This is a genomic window from Deefgea tanakiae, from assembly GCF_019665765.1.
Lineage (GTDB): Bacteria > Pseudomonadota > Gammaproteobacteria > Burkholderiales > Chitinibacteraceae > Deefgea > Deefgea tanakiae.
The window spans coordinates 2,464,219-2,487,764 of sequence record NZ_CP081150.1 but is presented as its reverse complement, the minus strand read 5'-3'; the positions used below and the strand labels follow the sequence as shown (position 1 = coordinate 2,487,764).

Below are 23,546 nucleotides of genomic sequence, written 5' to 3'. Positions count from 1 at the left end.
CTGGTTTCTAAAATTAGAATGATTCACGAAAGTGAATTGAAATATCGATCTTTAACAAAATAGAAGAAGTAATTAATTCCAATAAACATTGTTGTGGAATTAGATTTAGAGATTACTGCTTGCAGTGATGGATAAATTTGATTTCAAAGTAAATATATTGGGTTGATTGTATCTGTTCAGTTGAATTGGTCTCATGCCAGTTTGATTGAACCGCAAGTGAAATGAGAACTCACTTGCAAGTCGCAAATACGATTTCAGTAACTTGAAATACGTTTACGTGTTTGAGGTTATAGGATCAAGCGAATAAGTGCATCTGGTGGATGCCTTGGCGATGATAGGCGACGAAGGACGTGATAGCCTGCGATAAGCGTGGGGGAGCTGGCAAAGTGCTTTGATCCCACGATTTCCGAATGGGGAAACCCGGCCCTTTTGGGTCACTCTAGACTGAATACATAGGTCTAGTAGAGCGAACCCGGTGAACTGAAACATCTAAGTAACCGGAGGAAAAGAAATCAACCGAGATTCCCAAAGTAGTGGCGAGCGAAATGGGAAGAGCCTGTACGTGATAGCAGTAGACTTAATAGAATGGAATGGAAAGTCCAACCATAGTGGGTGATAGTCCCGTATATGAAAAGTCAATTGTGGTACTAAGCGTACGAGAAGTAGGGCGGGACACGAGAAATCCTGTTTGAAGATGGGGGGACCATCCTCCAAGGCTAAATACTCATCATCGACCGATAGTGAACCAGTACCGTGAGGGAAAGGCGAAAAGAACCCCGGGAGGGGAGTGAAATAGAACCTGAAACCGGATGCATACAAACAGTGGGAGCCCTTGAAAAATGGGGTGACTGCGTACCTTTTGTATAATGGGTCAGCGACTTACGTTCAGTAGCAAGCTTAACCGAATAGGGGAGGCGTAGGGAAACCGAGTCCGAATAGGGCGCATAGTTGCTGGGCGTAGACCCGAAACCAAGTGATCTATCCATGGCCAGGATGAAGGTGCGGTAACACGCACTGGAGGTCCGAACCCACTAACGTTGCAAAGTTAGGGGATGAGCTGTGGATAGGGGTGAAAGGCTAAACAAACTTGGAAATAGCTGGTTCTCCTCGAAAACTATTTAGGTAGTGCCTCATGTATCACTGACGGGGGTAAAGCACTGTTATGGCTAGGGGGTCATCGCGACTTACCAAACCATGGCAAACTCTGAATACCGTCAAGTGCGAGCATGGGAGACAGACCTGGGGTGCTAACGTCCTGGGTCAAGAGGGAAACAACCCAGACCGCCGTCTAAGGTCCCAAATGATCAATTAAGTGGAAAACGAGGTGGGAAGGCACAGACAGCCAGGATGTTGGCTTAGAAGCAGCCATCATTTAAAGAAAGCGTAATAGCTCACTGGTCGAGTCGTCCTGCGCGGAAGATGTAACGGGGCTCAAATTGATAACCGAAGACGCGGATATGACCATTTATGGCATATGGTAGAGGAGCGTTCTGTAAGCCTGTGAAGGTGTCTTGAGAAGGATGCTGGAGGTATCAGAAGTGCGAATGCTGACATGAGTAGCGATAAAGGGAGTGAAAAGCTCCCTCACCGAAAACCCAAGGTTTCCTGCGCAACGTTCATCGGCGCAGGGTGAGTCGGCCCCTAAGGCGAGGCAGAAATGCGTAGTCGATGGGAAACAGGTTAATATTCCTGTACTTGATATAAGTGCGATGTGGGGACGGAGAAGGTTAGGTTAGCCAACTGTTGGAATAGTTGGTTTAAGTGTGTAGGCGGATCCCTTAGGCAAATCCGGGGGGTCTTAACGCTGAGGCATGATGACGATTCACTTAGGTGATGAAGTAACTGATACCCTGCTTCCAAGAAAAGCCACTAAGCTTCAGCTTATATTGAACCGTACCGCAAACCGACACAGGTGGGTAGGAAGAGTATTCTAAGGTGCTTGAGAGAACTCGGGAGAAGGAACTCGGCAAATTAACACCGTAACTTCGGGAGAAGGTGTGCCTTATAGGTGAAGAACCTTGCGTTTGGAGCTATATAAGGCCGCAGAGAAATGGGGGCTGCGACTGTTTATCAAAAACACAGCACTCTGCCAACACGAAAGTGGATGTATAGGGTGTGACGCCTGCCCGGTGCTGGAAGATTAAATGATGGGGTGCAAGCTCTTGATTGAAGTCCCAGTAAACGGCGGCCGTAACTATAACGGTCCTAAGGTAGCGAAATTCCTTGTCGGGTAAGTTCCGACCCGCACGAATGGCGTAACGATGGCCCTACTGTCTCCTCCCGAGACTCAGCGAAGTTGAAGTGTTTGTGAAGATGCAATCTCCCCGCTGCTAGACGGAAAGACCCCGTGAACCTTTACTGTAGCTTTGCATTGGACTTTGAAGTGGTTTGTGTAGGATAGGTGGGAGGCTTTGAAGCTGAGACGCTAGTTTCAGTGGAGCCGTCCTTGAAATACCACCCTGACCCCTTTGAGGTTCTAACCTTGGTCCGTTATCCGGATCGGGGACCGTGCATGGTAGGCAGTTTGACTGGGGCGGTCTCCTCCCAAATTGTAACGGAGGAGCTCGAAGGTCGCCTAGGTACGGTCGGACATCGTACTGATAGTGTAATGGCAAAAGGCGGCTTAACTGCGAGACCGACAAGTCGAGCAGGTGCGAAAGCAGGACATAGTGATCCGGTGGTTCTGTATGGAAGGGCCATCGCTCAACGGATAAAAGGTACTCCGGGGATAACAGGCTGATTCCGCCCAAGAGTTCACATCGACGGCGGAGTTTGGCACCTCGATGTCGGCTCATCACATCCTGGGGCTGTAGCCGGTCCCAAGGGTATGGCTGTTCGCCATTTAAAGTGGTACGTGAGCTGGGTTCAAAACGTCGTGAGACAGTTTGGTCCCTATCTGCAGTGGGCGTTGGAAATTTGAGGGGGGCTGCTCCTAGTACGAGAGGACCGGAGTGGACTGACCTCTGGTGTACCGGTTGTCACGCCAGTGGCATTGCCGGGTAGCTAAGTCGGGAAGAGATAAGCGCTGAAAGCATCTAAGCGCGAAACTTGCCTCAAGATGAGATTTCCCTAGGGTTTTAAATCCTCTAAAGAGTCGTTCGAGACCAGGACGTTGATAGGTTGGGTGTGGAAGCGCAGTAATGCGTTAAGCTAACCAATACTAATTGCTCGTGAGGCTTGATCCTATAACCTGAGACGCGTAATGCGACGAAGATATAGTCAACCCAAAGAAAGTAGAGTGTACGTAAGTGCATGATACGAAAGATAAATACTGAGACAGTGTGGTTGGAAAGTGTAGTATAATTACTTCTTCTATTGATTTGTGAGTTAGCGCTGTAGGCGTGTTACTAGAAATAGTGCAGCTGAATGCGATAATTCAAAGTGTGGTGAGAAAACTCACCGCACCAGACAGTTTAATGTCTGGCGACCATAGCGAGGTGGTCCCACTCCTTCCCATCCCGAACAGGACAGTGAAACACCTCAGCGCCGATGATAGTGCGGATTGCCCGTGTGAAAGTAGGTCATTGCCAGACTTCCCTAAAGAAGAGCCCGATTCGAAAGAGTCGGGCTTTTTGCTGTCCGCTGGAAATAGATGTGGTTGGTATTGCTTTATAATCTATGAAAAATATGGCTTATAAGCATTATACCTAGCTGTGGTTATATTTCCTTGGTGCTTCACTTGCCTATTGGGTTAGTATTCCAAGTCTTCAGCTTAGTGATCAATTAAATTGGATATAAAAAAATGCAAACTGAATTGTCTCTTTATCCGATGCCCGATTTTGAAAAAAAAATATGTGAGCCTGCTCATTTAATGCAGCGCATGCTTGATCTACCGCGTCCTTTAGTTTTTACCAATGGTTGCTTTGATATTTTGCATCGTGGGCATGTCACTTATTTGGCACAAGCACGTGCTTTGGGGGCTGCTTTGGTGGTGGCTTTAAATACAGATGCTTCTGTTAAAAGACTCGGTAAGGGCGATGATCGACCAGTGAATCCTTTATTGAATCGTGCTGCGGTGATGGCAAGTTTGGGGGCGGTTGATTTGGTGACCTGGTTTGATGAAGATACGCCATTTGATTTAATTGAATTATTAAAGCCTGAGATATTAGTTAAGGGTGGCGATTGGTCGATCGATGCCATTGTAGGTAGTAAAGAAACAATCAGCCGTAGTGGCAAAGTGCATTCAATTCCATTTTTGTTTGATACATCAACGACTAAAACGTTGAATTTAATTCGGGGTAAGTAACCGTTATGGTCAATGAGCAACATAATTTACTCGCTAAACTCATTCAGGATATTAGTGAGTTTGGGGTGTTTCATCCTCAGTTTTTGATTCAGGCGGCAGTATTATTGATCAGTTGGGGTGGTGCATATTGGTTTTCTCGCTCTTTGTTGCGGCAGTTTCAAGGGCAAACCGGCAAGTGGAAGGTCGGAGAGGACGGGATTCGCCGAATACTATTTCCTGCTTTGGCATTAATTTTAGTTAGTGTCGCTAACCTTATTTTGCACTTTATTGAAGGCAGGACTAATTCCTTATTGCAAGTCGCTAATTTGTTAATGTTGGCGATGGTCAATATTCGAATATTAGTTTACGTACTTAGGTTGGCTTTTGATGGTTCCGCTTGGGTTAAACAAAGTGAAAAATATATCGCAGCAAGTGTTTGGTGTGCTTATGTGTTGCATGTCGTGGGTATCTTGCCCGAAGTCTTAAACATTTTAGACTCTCTAAGTTTTAATGTTGGCGCAATTCATATCTCGGTACTGACTGTCATTCAAGGCTTGATGTCGGTTTGTTTTACGCTTGTGATTGCAATGTGGGCCGGACGACTACTCGAACAGCGTTTAATGTCGGCTAACATGATGGACATGAACGTTCGTGTTGTGTTGGTCAAAGTAATGCGTTCGTTGTTAGTTGTGTTGGCGATACTTGCATCCCTTGCGATGGTGGGGATTGACCTAACGGTATTATCTGTTTTTGGTGGTGCTTTGGGTGTGGGTCTGGGTTTTGGCTTGCAGAAAATCGCCTCAAATTATGTCTCTGGTTTTATTATTTTGCTGGATCGTTCGGTGAAATTGGGTGACGTGATTGCTGTTGATAATCGGCAAGGAGTGATTAGTAAATTAACCTCACGTTATGTTGTTCTCAAAGCACCTGATGGGACTGAGTCATTAGTTCCAAATGAAACTCTGATTACCTCCACTGTCGTGAATAACTCATATTATGAGCGGGCAATTTGGATTGGATTACCTGTTCAAATTGCGTATAACTCAGACTTAGAAATGGTCATGGAATTATTGCCAACGGTGACCGAAGGAAATGATCGAATTTTGCGTGACCCTGCTCCAGGGGTGATGATTTTGGCATTTGCTGATAATGGTATTAATTTGACGCTGGGTTTTTGGTTAAAAGACCCTGAAAATGGTCAAGGTGGTTTACGTTCAGATTTGTATTTAAAAGTTTGGCAATTATTTAAACAGCATGGCATAGAAATCCCATATCCACGACGTGATATTACGATTTTATCTAGCCCAGAAGTGCCGCACTCTGTCAGTTAAGTCGCCTAACTTTATGGAATTTGAGTAAAATCTGATTTTATGCTTGTATGCGGGCAATGGCTCGAAGGATGAATTGTATGGAATGGTTGAATGGCCTGATTGACCTGCCATGGTGGGGATATGTATTGGTAATGCTGGTATTGACGCACATGACGATTGCATCAGTCACCATTTTTTTGCATCGCCATCAGGCGCATCGGGCTTTGGATTTGCACCCTATTGTCAGCCATTTTTTCCGTTTTTGGTTGTGGTTAACAACGGCACAAGTTACTAAAGAATGGGCTGCGATTCATCGTAAACATCATGCTAAATGCGAAACAGCAGAAGACCCGCATAGTCCGCAAGTTTTCGGTATTAAGAAAGTGTTTTGGGAAGGTTGGGAGTTGTATCGTGCTGAGGCAGCAAAACCTGAGACGATGCAAAAGTATGGTCATGGCACGCCAGATGATTGGTTAGAGCGTAATCTCTATACCCCCTATGCGAGTTGGGGTCCAACGCTGATGGCGGTGATTGATCTATTGCTGTTTGGTACTAACGGTATTTGGATTTGGGCCATGCAAATGCTATGGATTCCCGTGACGGCAGCAGGAGTGATTAATGGGATTGGTCACTATTGGGGCTATCGCAATTTTGAAACTGAAGATGCCTCGACCAATATCATGCCGTGGGGAATTTTGATAGGTGGTGAAGAGCTGCATAATAATCATCATACTTTTGGGACTTCGGCCAAATTGTCTTACAAATGGTTTGAGTTTGATATCGGCTGGTTCTACATCCGCATCTTATCGATATTGGGTTTGGCTAAAGTACGTAAGGTGGCACCTAAATTAGTGATTGCCGAAACTCGTCCGGTGTTAGATGAGTCTTTGTTGCAGGCGATTATTGCTAATCGCTATGCGATTGCAGCCAATTATGCGCGTACTTTGAAAGCAACCGTGGCACAAGAAATTGAGCAATTGTCGGCGAATGCGTGTTTACCATCAGTTAATTTTGATGTCGCGAAACGAATGAAGGTTTGGCTCAAGCAAGATGCAAAAGACACCTCGGCGAGTGATAAAATTCATCTTGAGTTGATTCTTGCACAAAGTAAAGTATTGGAGCAGGTTTATCAAATGCGCCAAGAGCTGACTCGGATTTGGGAGCGCTCAAGTTTGAATCGCAATGAACTGGTTGTGCAATTACAAGATTGGTGCGCCCGCGCTGAAGCAAGTGGCATTCAGTCATTGCGAGAATTTTCGCTGCGTTTGCGTGCGGTCGCTTAATTGCAGTTAAACATTATGTTTCAACATCAAGGCGAGCCGTGGGTTCGCCTTTTTATTTGGGGAGTATGTCAATGTCTTCTATTCAGCGTTATCACGTTGGTCCACGTTTATGCGAAACCGTGGTACACAACAATACAGTGTATCTGGCTGGGCAAATTGCAGAGGATTTGAGTAAAGATGCTCTGGGGCAAACCGTCGAGGTGTTAGCTTGCATTGATCGATTATTAGCCGAGGTAGGCTCCGATAAAAGCAAAATCTTGCAGGTGACCATTTATGTAGCTGATATGGCTGATTACGATGCGATGAATCTAGCTTGGGGGGAATGGGTACCCCAAGGCCATACGCCAGCTCGAGCTACTGTGCAGGCTAAATTGGCGGATCCCGCTTATAAGGTCGAAATGACGGTAATTGCGGCCTTGTAAATATGGCTCTGAGATTGGGTGTATTAATTTTGTGAGGTAGGTATGGCTTCAATTGTATTAGCGTATTTAGCGACATGGCAGCCGTTTGATGTGGACCGGATTCCGGTCGAAAAATTAACGCATCTATGTTATGCCTTTGCCAAAGTCGTTGATGGTGACGTGATACCGCAGGACTCTGGTGATCCCAGGGTGAGTAAAGAGGCCTACTGCCAGCACCTTAGCGAACAATTGCGACACCTCAAACAGCGTAATCCAGACTTGAAACTCTTGATTTCAGTCGGCGGTTGGAGTGCCGATGGTTTTTCTGATGCGGCACTAACGTCAGAAACGCGAGACAAATTTGCACGTTCAACGCTCGAATTTATCCAAAAATACCAATTTGATGGCGTTGATTTAGATTGGGAATATCCTAGCAACGATATGGCTGGGATTAAGGCGCGAGTAGAAGATAAAGAAAACTTCACGCTGCTGCTCACCGCCTTGCGCCAGCAATTGACCGCCGCGGCGACAGCCGTGAAACGTACGCCCTATTTACTAACCATCGCCGCCGGTGCTGGGCAGTATTATCTGGATGGTGTAGAAATTAAAGCGGTCGCTGAGCAGTGCGATTTCATCAATCTAATGACATATGATTTTTACAATGGCTGGGCCACGTGCGCTGGCCATCATGCCAACCTATATCGCGCAAGCCATGATCCTGAGGGCGATAGTGCAGATCATGCGGTGCAGCTCTATTTAGCCAATGGCGTACGCGCCGATCAACTGGTCTTGGGTTGTCCATTTTATGGGCGAAGTTTGCGCGGTGTTGGCGCTGCCGGCTTAGGCGCGGCGGGTACAGCCAAAAGTAATGGCACGTACAGTTATCAGACAATTGTCGATGAGCTACTGCCGAGTGGGCGCTATACCCGACACTGGGATGCCGAGGCTCAGGTGCCCTGGTTGTTTGATGGTGATGAGTTTATTAGTTATGAAGATCCTGAATCGATTGCTTTGAAAGGTCAATACGCAAAGCAGCATGGCTTGGCGGGATTGATGTTTTGGGAATATACCGAAGATCCGAGCAATGCCTTGCTTGATGCTTTGAGCTTGAGTGTTCAATAGTTGGGTATGTTCTTGTGTGCATTTTAAATCAATGGCTATGGCAATATACATCAGAGAGGGTTTATGTCGATCGATTTAATGTCTCATGCCGTGATTGCTACGCCATTTGGGCGTTTAGGACTTTGGGTGGAGGCTGAGCGACTGAAGGCGGTCGATTTTTTACCGAGCCATGAAACTTTGTTAACCGCTCATCATCCACTGTTGCGGGAGGCCGAGCAGCAAATTGCGGCGTATTTTCGCAATCCCAATTTTGCGTTTGATTTGCCTTATCAGTTGCAAGGTACGGTGCATCAGTTGAAAGTCTGGCAGGCTATCGCAGCTATCCCTGCTGGTGCAGTGGCAAGTTATGCCGCGATTGCAGCACAGATTGGCTCTGCGCCTCGTGCGATTGGTGGTGCTTGTGGGCGCAATCCATTGCCGGTGATTATTCCTTGTCACCGCGTTGTCGCAGCCAAAGGCTTGGGAGGCTTTAACGCTAATCGAAATGGTCTTGATTGGTTGCCTATTAAGCGTTGGCTACTGCGGCATGAAGGTTTGATTTATGCCGAATAAACCGGCGCTACCTGAAGTGGCAGAGCGAGAACTGGAAATCATTAATCAGTTTCTCGATCTGATTTGGCTCGATGATGGTTTGGCCATCAACACCATTGAAAGTTATCGGCGCGACTTATTCATCTGGGCTAATTGGTTGCAAGCCGAGACGGCCCATACGCTGATGACGGCAGACCGAGATGCAGTGCAGGCTTTTATGGCGCGGCAGTCGCGTGATATGAAAGCGGCTACGTTGGCGCGGCGGATGGCGAGTTTGCGAAAGTTTTACCGCCATGCTGTTCTCAATGCGCAAATCACGGTTGATCCGAGTGCTGAGTTAAGCTCACCACGGCGAGTTAGGCCACTGCCGAAAGCTTTATCAGAAGACCGTATTGAAGCCTTGCTGGCCGCACCGGATTTGGAGACAACGGCTGGTATCCGAGACCGTGCGATGCTGGAGTTGATGTATGCGACCGGACTGCGGGTGACTGAGTTGGTGACCTTGTCAGTCAATGAAGTGTACCTCCGTGAGAAATATATTCGCGTTGTGAACGGTAAGGGCGGTAAACAGCGCCTTGTGCCAATTGGCGATTGGGCCGCCGATTGGTTAACGCGATATTTATGTGAATCACGCTTGCTGCTGATTAAACAGCCGAGTGAGGGTTGTTTATTTATTAATCAACGCGGCGAGCCACTCACAAGACAAGGCTGCTGGTACATTATTAAGCAATACGCCGAGTTGGCTCAGATACCAGCTGAGTTGCTTAGCCCGCATGTTTTACGACACGCCTTTGCCACGCATTTACTTAATCATGGCGCTGATCTGCGTGTGGTGCAGATGCTACTTGGCCATTCTGATATCACGACAACGCAGATTTACACACAGGTTGCGGCTGCTCGATTGAAATCTTTGCACCAAACACATCATCCACGTGGTTAAAAATTCAGTTTTCAGCATGAATCAGGTAAGCTTTGTTTGCCGTCAAATCCATGACGTTTAACTATGGGAGATCATTAATGATAGATGCAACGCTACTGTCGAAGTATCAGGATATCGCCGTGGGCTATGTGGCTCAATTTGGCGTAACAATTTTGGCGAGTATTGCTTTTTGGGTCGTAGGTCGCTGGCTCATTGGCTTAGTGGTTCGTTTTGTTCAAGCCGGTTTGACTAAGCAAAAAGTCGATCCAACCGTATTGCGTTATGTGGGTTCGGCGGTCACGGTGCTATTGAATGTACTGCTCGTGATTGGCATTTTGGGCTATGTTGGAATTCAAACGACAACCTTCGCAGCATTACTCGCAGCAGTTGGTCTGGCGGTGGGTATGGCATGGTCTGGCTTGTTGGCAAACTTTGCGGGTGGCGCGTTCTTGATCGTGCTGCGCCCATTTAAAGTGGGCGATATGATTACTGCCGGTGGTGTAACGGGTGTAGTGCATGAAGTGGGTTTGTTTGCATCGACCATCATGACGCCAGACAATATCTTGACCGTAGTCGGCAATAATAAAATTTTTACTGATAACATTCAAAACTACACCGCAACGCCATTCCGCCGTGTTGATTTGAAAGCGCAATTGTCAGGCGCTGCGGATGTGAATCAAGCGATTGCTTTGTTGAAAGAAAACATCGCTAAAATCCCAAATGTGATTGCTGATCCTGCAGTTGATGTTGAAATTTTGGAATTCCAATTGGTTGGCCCTGTATTGGCAGTGCGTCCGTATTGCCATAACGACCACTACTGGCAAGTGTATTTCGATACCAATAAAGCGATTTTGGCGACCTTGTCTGCTTTCCCCGCGCCAACGCCTTCGCAAGTTGTGATGGTGCAGCAACAGTAATTTTTAAAGCTTAAAAAAAACCGCCAGCGTACTGGCGGTTTTTTTGTGGACTCAATATTTATTAAAAAGTATCAGGCGGTAGCCTTTTCTAATACTGGGATAGAAAGAGATACCTTGCCGTCGCTGTCGATATCAATCGTGACTTCACCACCATTGGTCAATCGACCAAAGAGCAATTCATCAGCCAAAGCTTTACGAATGGTGTCTTGAATCAAGCGCGCCATTGGACGAGCGCCCATTTGCGGATCGAAACCATTTTTGGCCAAGTAGTCTTTGAGTGCATCGGTGAAATGCGCTTCGACTTTTTTCTCGTGCAACTGAGCCTCAAGTTGCATTAAGAATTTTTCCACCACTTGCAGAATAATCTCGTGCGTCAATGAGGCGAATGGAATGATGGCATCGATTCGGTTACGGAATTCAGGCGTAAACATGCGCTTGATTTCTTGCATCTCATCGCCGACTTCTTTCTTATTCGTAAAGCCAATCGCTGATTTATTCAGCATCTCTGCACCAGCATTAGTGGTCATAATAATTACCACATTGCGGAAGTCAGCTTTGCGGCCATTATTATCAGTCAGCGTGCCGTGATCCATCACTTGCAACAACACGTTGTAAATATCTGGATGCGCTTTTTCAATCTCATCGAGCAGCAAAATCGAGTACGGATGCTTATTCACCGCTTCCGTCAGAAGGCCACCTTGCTCATAGCCCACATAGCCCGGAGGTGCACCAATCAAACGGCTCACCGCATGGCGCTCCATATACTCAGACATATCAAAGCGAATCAGCTCAATGCCCATAGTGAACGCCAATTGCCGCGCCACTTCGGTTTTGCCGACACCTGTTGGGCCAGAGAATAAGAACGACCCAATTGGTTTGAGCGGATTGCCCAAGCCTGCACGCGCCATTTTGATTGATGTGGCAAGTACTTCGATCGCTTTTTCTTGGCCAAACACGACATTGCGTAAATCACGCTCAAGGGTTTTGAGGGTGTCTTTATCGTTACTCGATACTGATTTTGGCGGAATCCGAGCGATTTTCGAAATAATATCCTCGATTTCGCCTTTGCCAATGGTTTTCTTTTGTTTCGAGCGTGGCAAGATTTTTTGCGCGGCTCCGGCTTCATCAATCACGTCAATGGCCTTATCGGGTAAGTGGCGGTCATTGATGTATTTGGCTGATAGTTCGGCCGCGGTAGTTAATGCCGCTTGCGTGTATTTCACGCCATGATGTTGCTCGAACTTTTCTTTCAAACCTTTGAGAATTTCAATCGTTTGCTCGATGCTTGGCTCAGGCACGTCGATTTTTTGGAAGCGACGTGAGAGCGCATTGTCTTTCTCAAAAATACCGCGATATTCGCTATACGTGGTTGCCCCGATGCATTTGAGCGTGCCGTTAGATAGCGCTGGTTTGAGTAGATTCGACGCATCTAGTGTGCCACCAGAAGCGGCTCCTGCGCCCACGAGCGTATGAATTTCATCAATGAACAAAATCGCGTTGCGTTCTTCGCCCAATTGCTTGATGACCGCTTTGAGGCGTTGCTCGAAATCGCCACGGTATTTGGTTCCGGCCAATAGCGCGCCCATATCCAGCGTATACACCGTTGCATCGGCAAGGATGTCGGGTACTTCGCCTTCAACGATGCAACGCGCTAGACCTTCAGCAATTGCCGTTTTACCTACACCGGCTTCGCCGACTAAAAGTGGATTGTTTTTGCGGCGACGGCATAGGATTTGAATGACGCGCTCAAGCTCTGCATCGCGACCAATCAAAGGATCGATTTTTCCCGCCAACGCTTGCTCATTCATGTTTTGCGTATAGCTATCGAGCGCTTTGCCTGCGCTGCTTTCGCCTTCGCTATCCTCAGCAGGCTCAGAGCGTGGTGTTGAAGGTTGGCTGCTGGCTGACTTGCTAATTCCGTGCGCGATGTAATTGACCACATCAAGGCGGGTAATGCCTTGTTGGTGCAAGAAATACACGGCATGGCTGTCTTTTTCACCAAAAATGGCGACCAGTACGTTGGCACCCGTCACTTCTTTTTTGCCCGACGATTGCACATGCAAAATGGCACGTTGGATGACGCGTTGGAAGCCAATCGTGGGTTGGGTTTCGACTTCAGCCGTTCCCGACACCACGGGTGTGTGTTCGGTGACAAAGTCGCTGAGCTGACGGCGTAATTCATCTAAATTAGCACCGCAGGCTTTGATGACTTCAATGGCAGAAGGGTTGTCGAGTAGCGCGAGCAGCAAGTGTTCCACGGTAATGTACTCGTGGCGTTTTTGCCTTGCGTCCATGAAAGCCATATGCAGGCTAACTTCGAGTTCTTGGGCGATCATTGGTTCACCTCCATAATGCATTGCAACGGATGCTGATGCGCCCGAGCGTACTGCGTAACTTCGGCCACTTTGGTGGCGGCGATATCTTTAGGATAAACTCCACAAATGCCACGGCCTTCGGTGTGGACTTTTAACATAACTTGGTTAGCTCGCTCCCCGGGCATCCCAAAGTGGTGTTGCAACACATCGATGACGAAATCCATCGGTGTGTAATCATCATTAAGGAGTACGACTTGCCACATAGGTGGTGGGGTTGTGCGTACCGCTGAGTCTTTTAACTGCGTGTCGTTTTGATGCTGGATCGCCATTGGTTTTGTCTTTTCCTCGCTTACCTTTATATTTGGCGCTCACAACGAATTTTTCAAGCGTGAATGCAATACCACAGTGTGCCGTGTATCTTTTATTTTTGCTTGACCGAAATAGTCAAAGTGGCGTAAAAAGTTATACATGTTTGTTGTGGACCTTCTACGACAAACCGGTTTACCGATTTTCTATTCTAGTTTGATCGGCAATTTATTTTTATTTTTTGTTTTCAGGATGTCCTCGACATGGCATTAGGTACTGTTAAGTGGTTCAACGATTCTAAAGGCTTTGGCTTTATTACTCCAGATGCAGGCGGCGAAGATCTATTCGCTCACTTCTCTGCGATCAACATGCCAGGCTTCAAAACTTTGAAAGAAGGCCAACGTGTCTCTTTCGACGTTACTCAAGGTCAAAAAGGTCAGCAAGCTGGTAACATCCAAGCTGCTTAATTTTTGCTTTAAGTAAAAAGTCCCAACCCGCTTCGGCGGGTTTTTTATTGCCTGCTTTCTCTTGTTATCGACTATTTTCAGCAGAAAATGAAAAAACCCCGTTAAAAAACGGGGTTTTTTATCATGTAGCTGATTGACGTTACTAATCGAAAGATCAGCGGCCAACTAGCGCAAAAATTTTCTGGCAAGGCGTCGATGCCGAAGACAGTACATCAAGTACGGCTAGGCAAGACAACGCAGCCAGGCATTTTTTGCTTTCCTACTTACATGCGTTCGATCATTGCTTTACCGAAGGCAGAGCAAGAAACTTCTTGAGCATCATCCATCAAGCGCGCGAAGTCATAAGTCACAACTTTGTCTTGAATCGTTTTGCCCATTGCTTCGATGATCTTGTCAGCGGCTTCAGTCCAGCCCATGTGACGCAACATCATTTCTGCTGACAAGATGATTGAACCTGGGTTCACTTTATCTTGACCAGCGTATTTTGGTGCCGTGCCGTGAGTGGCTTCGAAGCAAGCGATGTTGTCAGACAAGTTCGCGCCTGGAGCGATACCGATACCGCCAACTTCTGCTGCCAAGGCATCAGAAATGTAGTCGCCGTTCAAGTTCAATGTAGCGATTACATCGTAATCAGCTGGACGCAACAAGATTTGTTGCAAGAACGCATCAGCGATCACGTCTTTGATCACGATACCGTTTGGCAATTGCAACCATGGGCCGCCGTCGATCTCAACGCCGCCGAATTCGTTTTTAGCGAGTTCGTAGCCCCAAGTGCGGAACATGCCTTCGGTGAACTTCATGATGTTACCTTTGTGAACCAAGGTAACGCTCTTACGGTTGTTGTCGATTGCGTATTGGATTGCTTTACGAACCAAACGCTCAGTACCTTCTTTCGATACTGGTTTGATACCGATTGAAGAAGATTCTGGGAAGCGAATCTTGTTCACGCCCATTTCTTTTTGCAAGAATTCGATAACTTTTTTCGCGCCTTCAGAGTTCGCATCCCACTCGATACCGGCGTAGATGTCTTCTGTGTTTTCACGGAAGATTGTCATGTCAACGCGTTCTGGGTGTTTTACTGGCGAAGGAACGCCTTGGAAGTAACGTACTGGACGCAAGCAAACATACAAGTCCAAGTTTTGACGCAAAGCCACGTTCAATGAACGGATGCCGCCGCCAACTGGAGTTGCCAATGGGCCTTTGATCGATACAACGTATTCTTTCAATGCATCGAGTGTTTCTTGTGGCAGGTAAGAGCCATCCGCGTACAATTTAGACGCTTTCTCGCCGCAGTAGATTTCCATCCAATGGATTTTACGGTCATCGCCGTAGCATTTTTTAACCGCTGCATCGACTACGTCGATCATCACCGGAGTGATATCCACACCAATACCATCACCCTCGATAAACGGGATGATTGGGTTGTTTGGCGTTGCTAGGTTAGGAACGATCTTTTCGCCCCCTTGTGGGACTTTGATTAGACTCATCGGGCACACCTGTGAAATCAGTGGTTAAAAACTTTCACCGCAATTGATTAATATTTTTGTCGCGGCGAAAAAACGCACTATTATCACAGGTTTGCAGCCATTCTGCCAAGATTTACTCGATAAACTGTTGCCATGCCTAAATTGATTTTATTGAATAAGCCCTATGGGGTGATTTGCCAGTTTTCACCCAGCCCACCGCACCAGTGTTTGGCCGATTATGTCTCGGTGAAAGACGTCTATGCGGCCGGGCGCTTGGATACCGATTCCGAAGGTCTATTACTGCTGACTGATAACGGCCCTTTGCAGCATAAAATCACCGATCCCAAGCACAAACTCGTCAAAACCTACTGGGTGCAGGTCGAAGGCATTCCTGATGACGCCGCGCTGCAAGCATTGCGTGCTGGTGGCTTGGATTTGGGCGACTTCAAAACGCTACCTGCTGAGGCGCGTGTGATTGAGCAGCCCGAAATAGTCTGGCCGCGCGTGCCACCGATTCGTGAGCGCGCAGCGATTCCAACGAGCTGGTTAGAAATTAAAATTTCCGAGGGAAAAAACCGCCAAGTGCGCCGGATGACGGCGAAGGTTGGGTATCCAACGCTACGCCTTATTCGCTATGCGATAGGTAGCTATACACTTGATGGTGTCGAGTTAGGGCAGATGCAGACCATCACCGTCGCCCCAGTGCATGTGCCGAACCCCAATCCGAAACCCGCAGGCAAACCGAAACAACGCGGCCGCCGTGGGCCGAATAAGGTACGTTAATGTTGAAAGTGAGTTTGACGATGCAGAGGCATTTGAATGGCTAAACCGATTGCCCCGATTCCGCATCGCGACGGCATCGCGCCGAGTTTTGTCGGCCTGCCGCAAGGCGATTGGCCGCTGATTTTGGATTTTTTAATTCAGCGCTTCCCGCACGTCGCGGCCGATGATATTCGTGGCCGCTTGCTGCGTGGTGAAGTCGTTGATGAAGTCGGTAATCCTTACCGCGTGGATTCACCCTACCGCGCTGGCACCGTGCTGTGGTACTACCGCCCCCAGCCAGAGCCACTGACCGTGCCGTTTGCCGAGCATATTTTGTACCAAGACGACGTCTTGCTCGTCGTCGATAAACCGCATTTCTTGCCCGTCGCCCCCGTGGGGCGTTATGCGCTGGAAAATCTACAAACTCGTTTGCGCTTGCGGCTGAATAACCCCGAAATCACACCGCTGCATCGTCTCGACAAAGAAACCGCAGGCGTGATTTTGTTCTGCCAAAGCCCGCAGCATCGCCACGCTTATCATGGCCTGTTTGAATCGCGGCAAATTCAGAAAACCTATGAAGCGATTGCCGGTTTTCGTGCTGAGTTGTCGTTTCCTTGCGTACACACCAGCCGTATCGAATATCGCGACGATGCGTTTACGGTGCAAGAAGTGGCGGGCGAAGCCAATAGCGAAACGGCGATTGAGCTACTAGAGCGTCGTGGCAACTACGCCCATTACCGCCTCGCGCCGCACACTGGCCGCAAGCATCAATTGCGCGTGCATTTGGCGGGCATGGGCATTCCGATTGTGAATGACGCGTGGTATCCCGAGCTGATGCCCGATAAAGGCAACGATTTTTCATCGCCGCTGCAATTGTTGGCGCGGGCGATAGAGTTTGTTGATCCAGTAACAGGGGAGGCGAGGCGGTTTGAGAGTCAGCGGGAATTGGGGTGGCCAACTTGGTGGGCGCTGTACTAAGCGTACTGCACCTGTGTTCTTTTAACTTGGGTCGCGCTAATGCCGCGCGGCACCCACCTTATCTTTGCTTCGCCAAAGAAAGGTGGGCCAAAGAAAGGCGACCCTAGTATCTGCGCGGGCTACGCCCGTTCTGGCCTGAGGCCATGGGCTCCGCTAAGGCAACAAGTTGCCAAGCTGCGCCACACCTCGCAGCGGACAATCGAGGCGGTTGTGGTCAAAACTCGGCCTTCGGCCTCAAACATTGACCCCAAAAACCCCGCCCCGAAGCAAGTCCCCTTGGGGGATAACCTGCCACAAGATTCCGGTATCACGAAGGGTAATCCGCGCGGGTTGGTAAACCTAACCCGCCCTACACGGCTACATATTTATGTGGTATGTCTGAAGTGCATAAATAGGTCTTGGTGCCCTACAAGGCTTAACCTACAAAAATGCAAGCAACTCTAGATATAAATATTTTTAATTGTGTAATTTTGAGCAATGAAAACAAAAAATTAAATACATATGTTAATTTTTACCCAGCTTTAATGCAAACAAAGAAAAGTAAGTATTGATTCAGAATGCTGAAGGTAATTGGAAGCGTATGCAGCAAAAAAATAAAAGCCCACCAAATATAACAACACATTGACATTTGGTAGCTCCTTCGAACTACATATTTATGTGGTATGTCTGAAGTGCATAAATAGGTCTTGGTGGCGAAGCAACACGTGGATGATTTAGTGACGAAGAAACAGAGGAGCCGGCCTGTACCTAAAGAAGAAATGGGGCGGTGTAAATCAGTGGCAGTAGAAACGATGCCCTCTTTAAATTATATGAATATTTTTCTGTATTCTTAGGATCAATTTTACAGCGCCAGACTCGAATGACATAAGGGCGTAGTGACGTATTAAGAAGTGTTTACTAGGTGCCAATTTAATTTATTGAGGGTATCAAATTTCTAAACATGCATGTTATATGCCGTTCATTTTATATCCTCCCGATATGTATGACAGGTGTTTTTTATTATTAACTAATGAGGTTTGGTTATGAAATTACGTGTAATGGCATTTTTTTTAAGTGTGTCATTTGCTTTCCATAGTTCGGCGGCTCTGTCGCATTATCCTGGGATGAATAGCAGCGTGATATGTAATGGATACCCTACATTCACTGGCAAGGTGACGAGATTCAACTCAACCACAGCTTATAATGGTTACGAGGCTACGTGGATTGAATTAACTAACTCTACTGGTGGAAAGTCAGGTGGGAGGTTATATTTCAGGGAGCCGTTGAATACAGGTTATATTCCAATGGTTAACTCAGCCCGATTGGCATTTATTACTGGAGCAAAAGTCACAATTTGCGTTAATGGTGATGACATATATGCGGTTGAGTTACTCCAGGAGTGAGTTGTGATATTAAAAAAAAATCTTATACGTGCCGTGATTTTTTTATCATTCTCCATATACTCTTTATTCTCATTTGCTGATCAGCAGCAAGATCGTGGATGGTTTTTTAGGGTGGATACACGCCCTCCAGAAGAGATATTTCTGAATGGTTTTGTGAGTCTGGGTGACAATGACAATGTCAAAGACCACTCCAGAGGGGTAAGCTGTTTTCACTCTCTCAGAAATAGTGCGTTTATTTCAGTTTCAACTGATTCACTATACGCGGCATCTTACGCGCGCAGAGTCGTTGCATCCACAGGTAGACCCGCTTATGTGTATATAATTCGTAGTACACTTAATTTCTACAGAATGAGTTCCACGCTCCGATATTATGATTATCAAGCAGGCATTCCGAACGCGGAAACGCAATCTGAATGGATTGCATATCGAAACATCGCTCCAGAGTTAATTCTGGGTGTCCGGAGATATATCGACGAGAATACGCCGCCTGTTATTTTCAATAGCAATTATGTCGATATAAGACCACAAATTAATGAACAGCCATACCATCAATACAGACAACAGAGTGAGCCGGGATATCTTCCTCTATCTTCTGATTCTTCTGATCATTCTGTTGGTGCCTGCTTCTCATCAAGTTTATTTTGTTCTAGTCCTCAAACCCATTCTAAAGGAAAGATGAGTGGCTCTTATTGTGAGTCGGGAGAGATTATGGGGTTTTATAGTGCTGCAATTGTAGATAATGATTGACCACAATACGCCACAGGCTGTAATTGGCTGGGCGTATTGGCGCTAGCGCAAGAAATGCGGCAGCGTGCTGAGCAAGGCCGTGCGTTGGGCTGAATGGAATGAAGCCCAACGTTTACCGCGATTGTTGGGCTTCGCAAGCTCAGCACCAACCTACAAAACCTAAACAATTAATTTCTGTGTAATCACGATACTCGTTACATCTAATTGTTATATGTATTTGCTTGTAGCCTTCGATTAGAAATGCTTAGCCAGCAATACGTCTAAATTATTTCTTGCTCGTTGAGCTGGGGCTTTAAAACCCCTCATATCAAGCCGACGAAGTCGGTGCAGATATATGGGTCGCCTTTCTTTGGCCTACTTTTCTTTGGCGAAGCAAAGAAAAGTAGGTGCCGCGCGGCATCAGCGCGACTTTCGTTGAAAGATCGCAGCCGCTAGAACCCACGCAAATCATGAAACGATCAAAACCCCGAATTCGGCTGCTTCAAAAACTCCTGCTCCTCTGGCGTCGAAACTCGATCTAGGATCGCATTGCGGTGCGGGTAGCGGCCGAATTGTTCGATGATGGCTTTGTACTTTATCGCGTACGGTGCAGTAACTCGTAAGCCGCAATCTCGGGTGCTAATAAGCGAAGCGCATTACGCCATCACAAGTAAGTCGGTGTAACGCGCTTCGCTTGTTACACCCTACAAAAGAGATGTATCTGTCTATAGCCACTATCAATGAATGCTTAGCTAGCAATACGTAAGCAAGTGGAATGGGTATCGCCGCGCTCCACCCATCTACGTCTTAATCGCGTAGTGGATTTCTGGCATGGCGGAGCCGATGCTATATTTGACATCCTGATGGCGGATAAAACGGCGTAAAATAAGCGATCTCAGATCAAATAGGCAATGCGCATGGCAACCCGTATTTTATTGATTCAGCTGCAACCGCATTTAGTGCCCACAATGGACGAAGCCAAAGCGCGTGCTGCGCTGGCGGCCTTTGCTGAGCAGGCGCTGGTGATCGGTCATCGTGTCACCGAGGGTAACGAAAACGGTGCGTTTATCAATTTTGAATACAAAACCAATGATCTGGCCGCGCTTTGGCACGAATGCAAAGAACGGATTTATCAAAATTCCTTGCTTGCGTTCCAATTGCAGCGCGCCACGATGGCGATCGCACAAGGCGATGATGGCTGGGAAGATTGTTTGCTCTTGCATCATTTTGACCCAGCGACTGAAGTGGATGAATTTCTAGAGTAACTGGATCGGCGGCGCTTGAAAAACCAACCGCATATGACGCAATAAAGTAGGGGGCTGAAAGCTACGCGAATCGCACCGTTGCGATGCTTGTTTGCGGCTCATTCGGCGCAATTCGCGTAGCGCTGACGCCTTACGGTGTCGATGTATTTGCTTATGGCCTTTGATTAAAAATGCTTAGCCAGCAATACATCTAAATTATTTCTCGCTCGTTGAGCTTGGGGTTTAAAACCCCTTGATATCAAGCCGACGAAGTCGGTGCAGATATAGGTGCACTTACTATTTTGCTCCGCAGAAACTTACTTTTCTTGGCGAAGCAAGAAAAGTAAGTGCCGCGCGGCATCAGCGCGATCCCACGTTGAAGAATCACATCCGCCACCTTATAAATCATTAGCCACAATTTGGCATGTATTGCCTGCTAGCTATTGTCAATAAAGTACTTCCATTTAATACCCGCTATAACGTCTGGTACTAATCACAACCCAAAGAAAATTCTCGAACTTATAATGCGGCAATCATTTTCTTAGAACAAAGTCGCAATATGAAAAAACTACTGCTTCCTCTGCTATTCCTATCTCTACCGCTGGCGGCACAGGCAGGTGGTTTATCTGCCCGCGTGGGCAATGACTTTGTGGGGGCGTCCTATGAGGGCAGTATTTTATTGCTAACCACCAGTGCCGATTGGTTAAGAAATACGGATGAGGGTACCGTTGCTTCGCTGGGTTTGGGTGTGCAAGCGCCGTTGGGGATTGTGAAGCTCAAAGCGGGTAGCCAGTTGGTTTATCTCGATTTAAAACAGCAAGATCAGGAGTATGCGGTGACGGTTGGGGCAGGGGTGGATATTCCAGTGGGTGACTTTACGGTGTACGGGCAGGGTTATTTTGCCAATTCGGCGATGGCCAGTAGTGGTGTGGATCTTTACAGAGATTTTCGCGCTGGCGTGCGTTGGGATATGACCAAAATGGTCGCGCTGGATTTGGGCTATCAATTGACCGATGTGGAGCTCACAAGCGGCAAGCCATCGGCAACCCTCGCCAAGGGGCTCTATGCGGGTGCTCAGCTTAACTTCTAAACCTGACTGACCCTACTCACTTTAAACGCAGCCTTTGAGCTGCGTTTTTTATGGTGTGACTCAAGTGGCGAGGATGACGTGGCAGCCAAGGGTGGGCTAGAGATTAATTGAGGCTACGCGCAATATGTTGTAGCTGTTTGATGATTTGCGGGTCGCTGTTGCTATTGATGGCAATGTAGAGATTGCTATCTAGTTCTTGCAGGGCGTAGGCGATGCGAACGCGGTCTGGCGCTTCATTGAGTTGATTCAGCTTACTGTTCATACCGATTTCGGTCAGGATGCCCAAATCGCAGCGGCCTGCGAGGATTTTTTTTACGTTGCTGGTCGAGTCTGCGGCGAGATCGATTTGGGTAAATCCATTTTGCTGCAAATACTCAGCGCGATAGTCGCCGCGAACCGCGCAGACACTGTATTTTTTCGCATCGCTCAGTGAGTTGATTTGAATGTCTTTGCGCTCACTGAGCCGATAGAAAAAGACGCTGGCCTCGTAGAGTTGATATAAGTAGGTGAGTTTCTTTTCGCGTTCTGGCGTTTTGACGATGGGATAAACGAGTGTGTTGGGTTTGCTGGTCGCTTCATGGTATGCGCGCACCCAAGGTTGGACTTTGATTTGTTGGTTTGGGTATGGAATGGCTCGTAAAAAGCGATCTAGCTTGGGTTTAGTTAGACCGCCGACCAGACCATTGGCATCGACTATCACATAGGGAGGGTCATTTTCGGTGTAGATGGTTAATTCACCTGCGCTTGCTGCGCTGATTTGCAGGCTACTTGATAAAATCAAGGCAAGTACGCTGAGCCGATTGACCAAATGGGCGATAGTAATTGGCTGCTTTGGTTGCGTTGGTGACATTTTCGATCTCGAAAAAAGACGTATATTCAATGGCTTGAATGAGTCTTGAAACATGTCTTGCAATATAGGTAGCTGCTTTTCGATTTACAACAGGCTTGCGTGTGCATCGCCGTTCGAGATTCAAAACCCTGAATTCGGCTGCTTCAAAAACTCTTGTTCTTCAGGCGTCGAAACTCGACCAAGGATGGCATTGCGGTGTGGGTAGCGGCCGAATTGTTCGATGATGGCTTTGTGCTTGAACTCAAAATCCAAATTATTCTGCAGGCCATTCTCGGTATAGAGCTGTACCGCTACCTCATGAATCAACAGCGACTCGCTGTGCATCAACGGCAAATACAAAAAGCTGCGCTCGACTGGCGTGAGCAAATCGGCGGCGCCGGCGGCGATGGCTTCTTGCGCGAGCGCCAGCGCGAGGGGGTCTTGGGCGAAGGCTTGTGGCGTATCGCGGAACATATTGCGCGAAAACTGATCGAGCACGATGATTTCGGCTAAACGGCCATGCGCGGTATCGCGCCATTCGTACAGCTCGCATTGCACGGCGCGGGTGTGTAGCGCGGCAAATCGCGTGGTGATTTGCTGATCAAACTGTGGGTCTTTCGCCCACCACTGTGCGGGACTAATCTCTTCAAACCAGAAATTTAATACGTCGTTGAACATGGGCTTATCCTTGAGCGAATTAAAAATGCGCTTTGATTTGCAGCGCGACAAAGCCTTCGACTTGAAATGATTTCACCGTGGGGACGATAAACAGATTCATGCCGAAATGATAGGGCGTTTCCAGCGAGGCAAAGAGTCCGCCAGCAGGGACAACGGGATAGCCTTTTTCGGTATCTTGATAGCCGGTCAACAGCCCACCTGCAGCGCCGAGCGAGAGATTGCCCAACTCACTAAAATGCCATTGCAGCGGCGTCCAGCCCAGTTGTGCGTAGACGGAATTTTGCCGAATTGAATTGCGATACGCGCCCAGCATCCAGTGCCAAAGCCCGTTGCTGCGCTCGATACCAAAGCCGGGATTGCGCTCGTTTAGATCGTCATCAATCACTGCTTGCCGATCAAAATGATGCGTGAGCACAGGAGCAACAATCCACGTTTTCCACGGCTGCTCCGTGTTCATACCGCGCAAGAATTCGGGCGTATGTTCGCCAAAGGCTTGGTTGGGGGCGATGGTGGTTTCGGCGTAAGCCACGCTGCTACATATTAGTAGTGCTGTAGGTATTGCCTTGCAGGCAATATTGAATATTGTCTTCATTGA

Annotated in this window: 22 protein-coding genes and 2 rRNA genes; 17 read left to right on the top strand and 7 right to left on the bottom strand. The window is 47.5% G+C overall.

What is annotated here, in order from left to right:
• The first annotated feature begins 293 nt into the window (after positions 1–293).
• The 10 genes from K4H28_RS11550 to K4H28_RS11505 all read left to right on the top strand — a co-directional run bounded on the left by K4H28_RS11550 (position 294) and on the right by K4H28_RS11505 (position 10,708).
• Positions 294–3,185, top strand: a 23S ribosomal RNA gene (locus K4H28_RS11550).
• 234 nt (positions 3,186–3,419) lie between these two features.
• Positions 3,420–3,533, top strand: a 5S ribosomal RNA gene (rrf, locus tag K4H28_RS11545).
• Positions 3,534–3,754: 221 nt separating this feature from the next.
• Entirely contained in the window at positions 3,755–4,246 is a 492-nt protein-coding gene (locus K4H28_RS11540) for an adenylyltransferase/cytidyltransferase family protein (RefSeq protein WP_221008034.1), read from the top strand.
• A gap of 5 nt (positions 4,247–4,251) precedes the next feature.
• A complete protein-coding gene (locus K4H28_RS11535) occupies positions 4,252–5,556 on the top strand; it encodes a mechanosensitive ion channel family protein (protein WP_221005340.1) in 1,305 nt (434 codons plus the stop codon).
• A gap of 77 nt (positions 5,557–5,633) precedes the next feature.
• On the top strand, positions 5,634–6,818 hold the full coding sequence (locus tag K4H28_RS11530) for a DesA family fatty acid desaturase (protein ID WP_221005339.1): 1,185 nt from the start codon (positions 5,634–5,636) through the stop codon (positions 6,816–6,818).
• Between the two features lie 71 nt (positions 6,819–6,889).
• Positions 6,890–7,240: a RidA family protein gene (locus tag K4H28_RS11525; protein WP_221005338.1), complete on the top strand. Its 351-nt coding sequence runs from the start codon at positions 6,890–6,892 to the stop codon at positions 7,238–7,240.
• Positions 7,241–7,282: 42 nt separating this feature from the next.
• Positions 7,283–8,341: a glycoside hydrolase family 18 protein gene (locus tag K4H28_RS11520; RefSeq protein WP_221005337.1), complete on the top strand. Its 1,059-nt coding sequence runs from the start codon at positions 7,283–7,285 to the stop codon at positions 8,339–8,341.
• Positions 8,342–8,404: 63 nt separating this feature from the next.
• On the top strand, positions 8,405–8,893 hold the full coding sequence (locus K4H28_RS11515) for a methylated-DNA--[protein]-cysteine S-methyltransferase (protein ID WP_255573510.1): 489 nt from the start codon (positions 8,405–8,407) through the stop codon (positions 8,891–8,893).
• Positions 8,883–9,812 (top strand): site-specific tyrosine recombinase XerD, encoded by a 930-nt coding sequence (xerD, locus tag K4H28_RS11510; protein ID WP_221005336.1) that lies wholly within the window; start codon positions 8,883–8,885, stop codon positions 9,810–9,812. Before K4H28_RS11515 ends, xerD begins: the two co-directional genes overlap by 11 nt.
• 77 nt (positions 9,813–9,889) lie before the next feature.
• The gene (locus tag K4H28_RS11505; protein ID WP_221005335.1) at positions 9,890–10,708 is read left to right on the top strand and encodes a mechanosensitive ion channel family protein; all 819 of its coding nucleotides are present in this window, start codon (positions 9,890–9,892) and stop codon (positions 10,706–10,708) included.
• A gap of 71 nt (positions 10,709–10,779) precedes the next feature.
• On the opposite strand, the gene clpA is transcribed toward K4H28_RS11505, so the two are convergent.
• Together clpA and clpS are read right to left on the bottom strand one after the other, a co-directional pair.
• A complete protein-coding gene (gene clpA, locus K4H28_RS11500) occupies positions 10,780–13,044 on the bottom strand; it encodes an ATP-dependent Clp protease ATP-binding subunit ClpA (RefSeq protein ID WP_221005334.1) in 2,265 nt (754 codons plus the stop codon).
• Complete coding sequence (gene clpS / locus K4H28_RS11495; protein ID WP_221005333.1) at positions 13,041–13,352, bottom strand: ATP-dependent Clp protease adapter ClpS; 312 nt, start codon at positions 13,350–13,352, stop codon at positions 13,041–13,043. The genes clpA and clpS overlap by 4 nt, the downstream gene beginning before the upstream one ends.
• 240 nt (positions 13,353–13,592) lie before the next feature.
• On the opposite strand from clpS, the gene K4H28_RS11490 reads away from it, so the two are divergent.
• Complete coding sequence (locus K4H28_RS11490) at positions 13,593–13,796, top strand: cold-shock protein (RefSeq protein ID WP_027469302.1); 204 nt, start codon at positions 13,593–13,595, stop codon at positions 13,794–13,796.
• 263 nt (positions 13,797–14,059) lie between these two features.
• Here K4H28_RS11490 and icd read toward each other — a convergent pair whose 3' ends face one another.
• Positions 14,060–15,283, bottom strand: coding sequence for an NADP-dependent isocitrate dehydrogenase (icd, locus tag K4H28_RS11485; protein ID WP_221005332.1), 1,224 nt, complete (start codon positions 15,281–15,283; stop codon positions 14,060–14,062).
• 132 nt (positions 15,284–15,415) lie between these two features.
• On the opposite strand from icd, the gene K4H28_RS11480 reads away from it, so the two are divergent.
• From K4H28_RS11480 to K4H28_RS11465, 4 genes are all read left to right on the top strand, one after another.
• Positions 15,416–16,045, top strand: a complete 630-nt coding sequence (locus K4H28_RS11480) for a pseudouridine synthase (protein WP_221005331.1) — start codon at positions 15,416–15,418, stop codon at positions 16,043–16,045.
• 36 nt (positions 16,046–16,081) lie between these two features.
• The gene (locus tag K4H28_RS11475; protein ID WP_221005330.1) at positions 16,082–17,002 is read left to right on the top strand and encodes a pseudouridine synthase; all 921 of its coding nucleotides are present in this window, start codon (positions 16,082–16,084) and stop codon (positions 17,000–17,002) included.
• A gap of 1,022 nt (positions 17,003–18,024) precedes the next feature.
• Positions 18,025–18,384, top strand: a complete 360-nt coding sequence (locus K4H28_RS11470; RefSeq protein ID WP_221005329.1) for a hypothetical protein — start codon at positions 18,025–18,027, stop codon at positions 18,382–18,384.
• A gap of 3 nt (positions 18,385–18,387) precedes the next feature.
• A complete protein-coding gene (locus tag K4H28_RS11465) occupies positions 18,388–19,131 on the top strand; it encodes an enterotoxin A family protein (protein WP_221005328.1) in 744 nt (247 codons plus the stop codon).
• Between the two features lie 458 nt (positions 19,132–19,589).
• On the opposite strand, the gene K4H28_RS11460 is transcribed toward K4H28_RS11465, so the two are convergent.
• Entirely contained in the window at positions 19,590–19,754 is a 165-nt protein-coding gene (locus tag K4H28_RS11460) for a DUF924 family protein (protein ID WP_221008032.1), read from the bottom strand.
• Positions 19,755–20,027: 273 nt separating this feature from the next.
• Between K4H28_RS11460 and K4H28_RS11455 the strand changes: the two genes are divergently transcribed.
• On the top strand, positions 20,028–20,375 hold the full coding sequence (locus K4H28_RS11455; protein ID WP_221005327.1) for a hypothetical protein: 348 nt from the start codon (positions 20,028–20,030) through the stop codon (positions 20,373–20,375).
• A gap of 538 nt (positions 20,376–20,913) precedes the next feature.
• Positions 20,914–21,444, top strand: coding sequence for a YfaZ family outer membrane protein (locus K4H28_RS11450; protein ID WP_221005326.1), 531 nt, complete (start codon positions 20,914–20,916; stop codon positions 21,442–21,444).
• 103 nt (positions 21,445–21,547) lie between these two features.
• On the opposite strand, the gene K4H28_RS11445 is transcribed toward K4H28_RS11450, so the two are convergent.
• From K4H28_RS11445 to K4H28_RS11435, 3 genes are all read right to left on the bottom strand, one after another.
• The gene (locus K4H28_RS11445; protein ID WP_221005325.1) at positions 21,548–22,294 is read right to left on the bottom strand and encodes a substrate-binding periplasmic protein; all 747 of its coding nucleotides are present in this window, start codon (positions 22,292–22,294) and stop codon (positions 21,548–21,550) included.
• Between the two features lie 120 nt (positions 22,295–22,414).
• Positions 22,415–22,951 carry a DUF924 family protein gene (locus K4H28_RS11440; protein ID WP_221005324.1) on the bottom strand — a complete coding sequence of 179 codons (537 nt, stop codon included), beginning with the start codon at positions 22,949–22,951 and terminating at the stop codon, positions 22,415–22,417.
• 19 nt (positions 22,952–22,970) lie between these two features.
• On the bottom strand, positions 22,971–23,543 hold the full coding sequence (locus K4H28_RS11435; RefSeq protein ID WP_221005323.1) for a hypothetical protein: 573 nt from the start codon (positions 23,541–23,543) through the stop codon (positions 22,971–22,973).
• Positions 23,544–23,546: the final 3 nt, after the last annotated feature.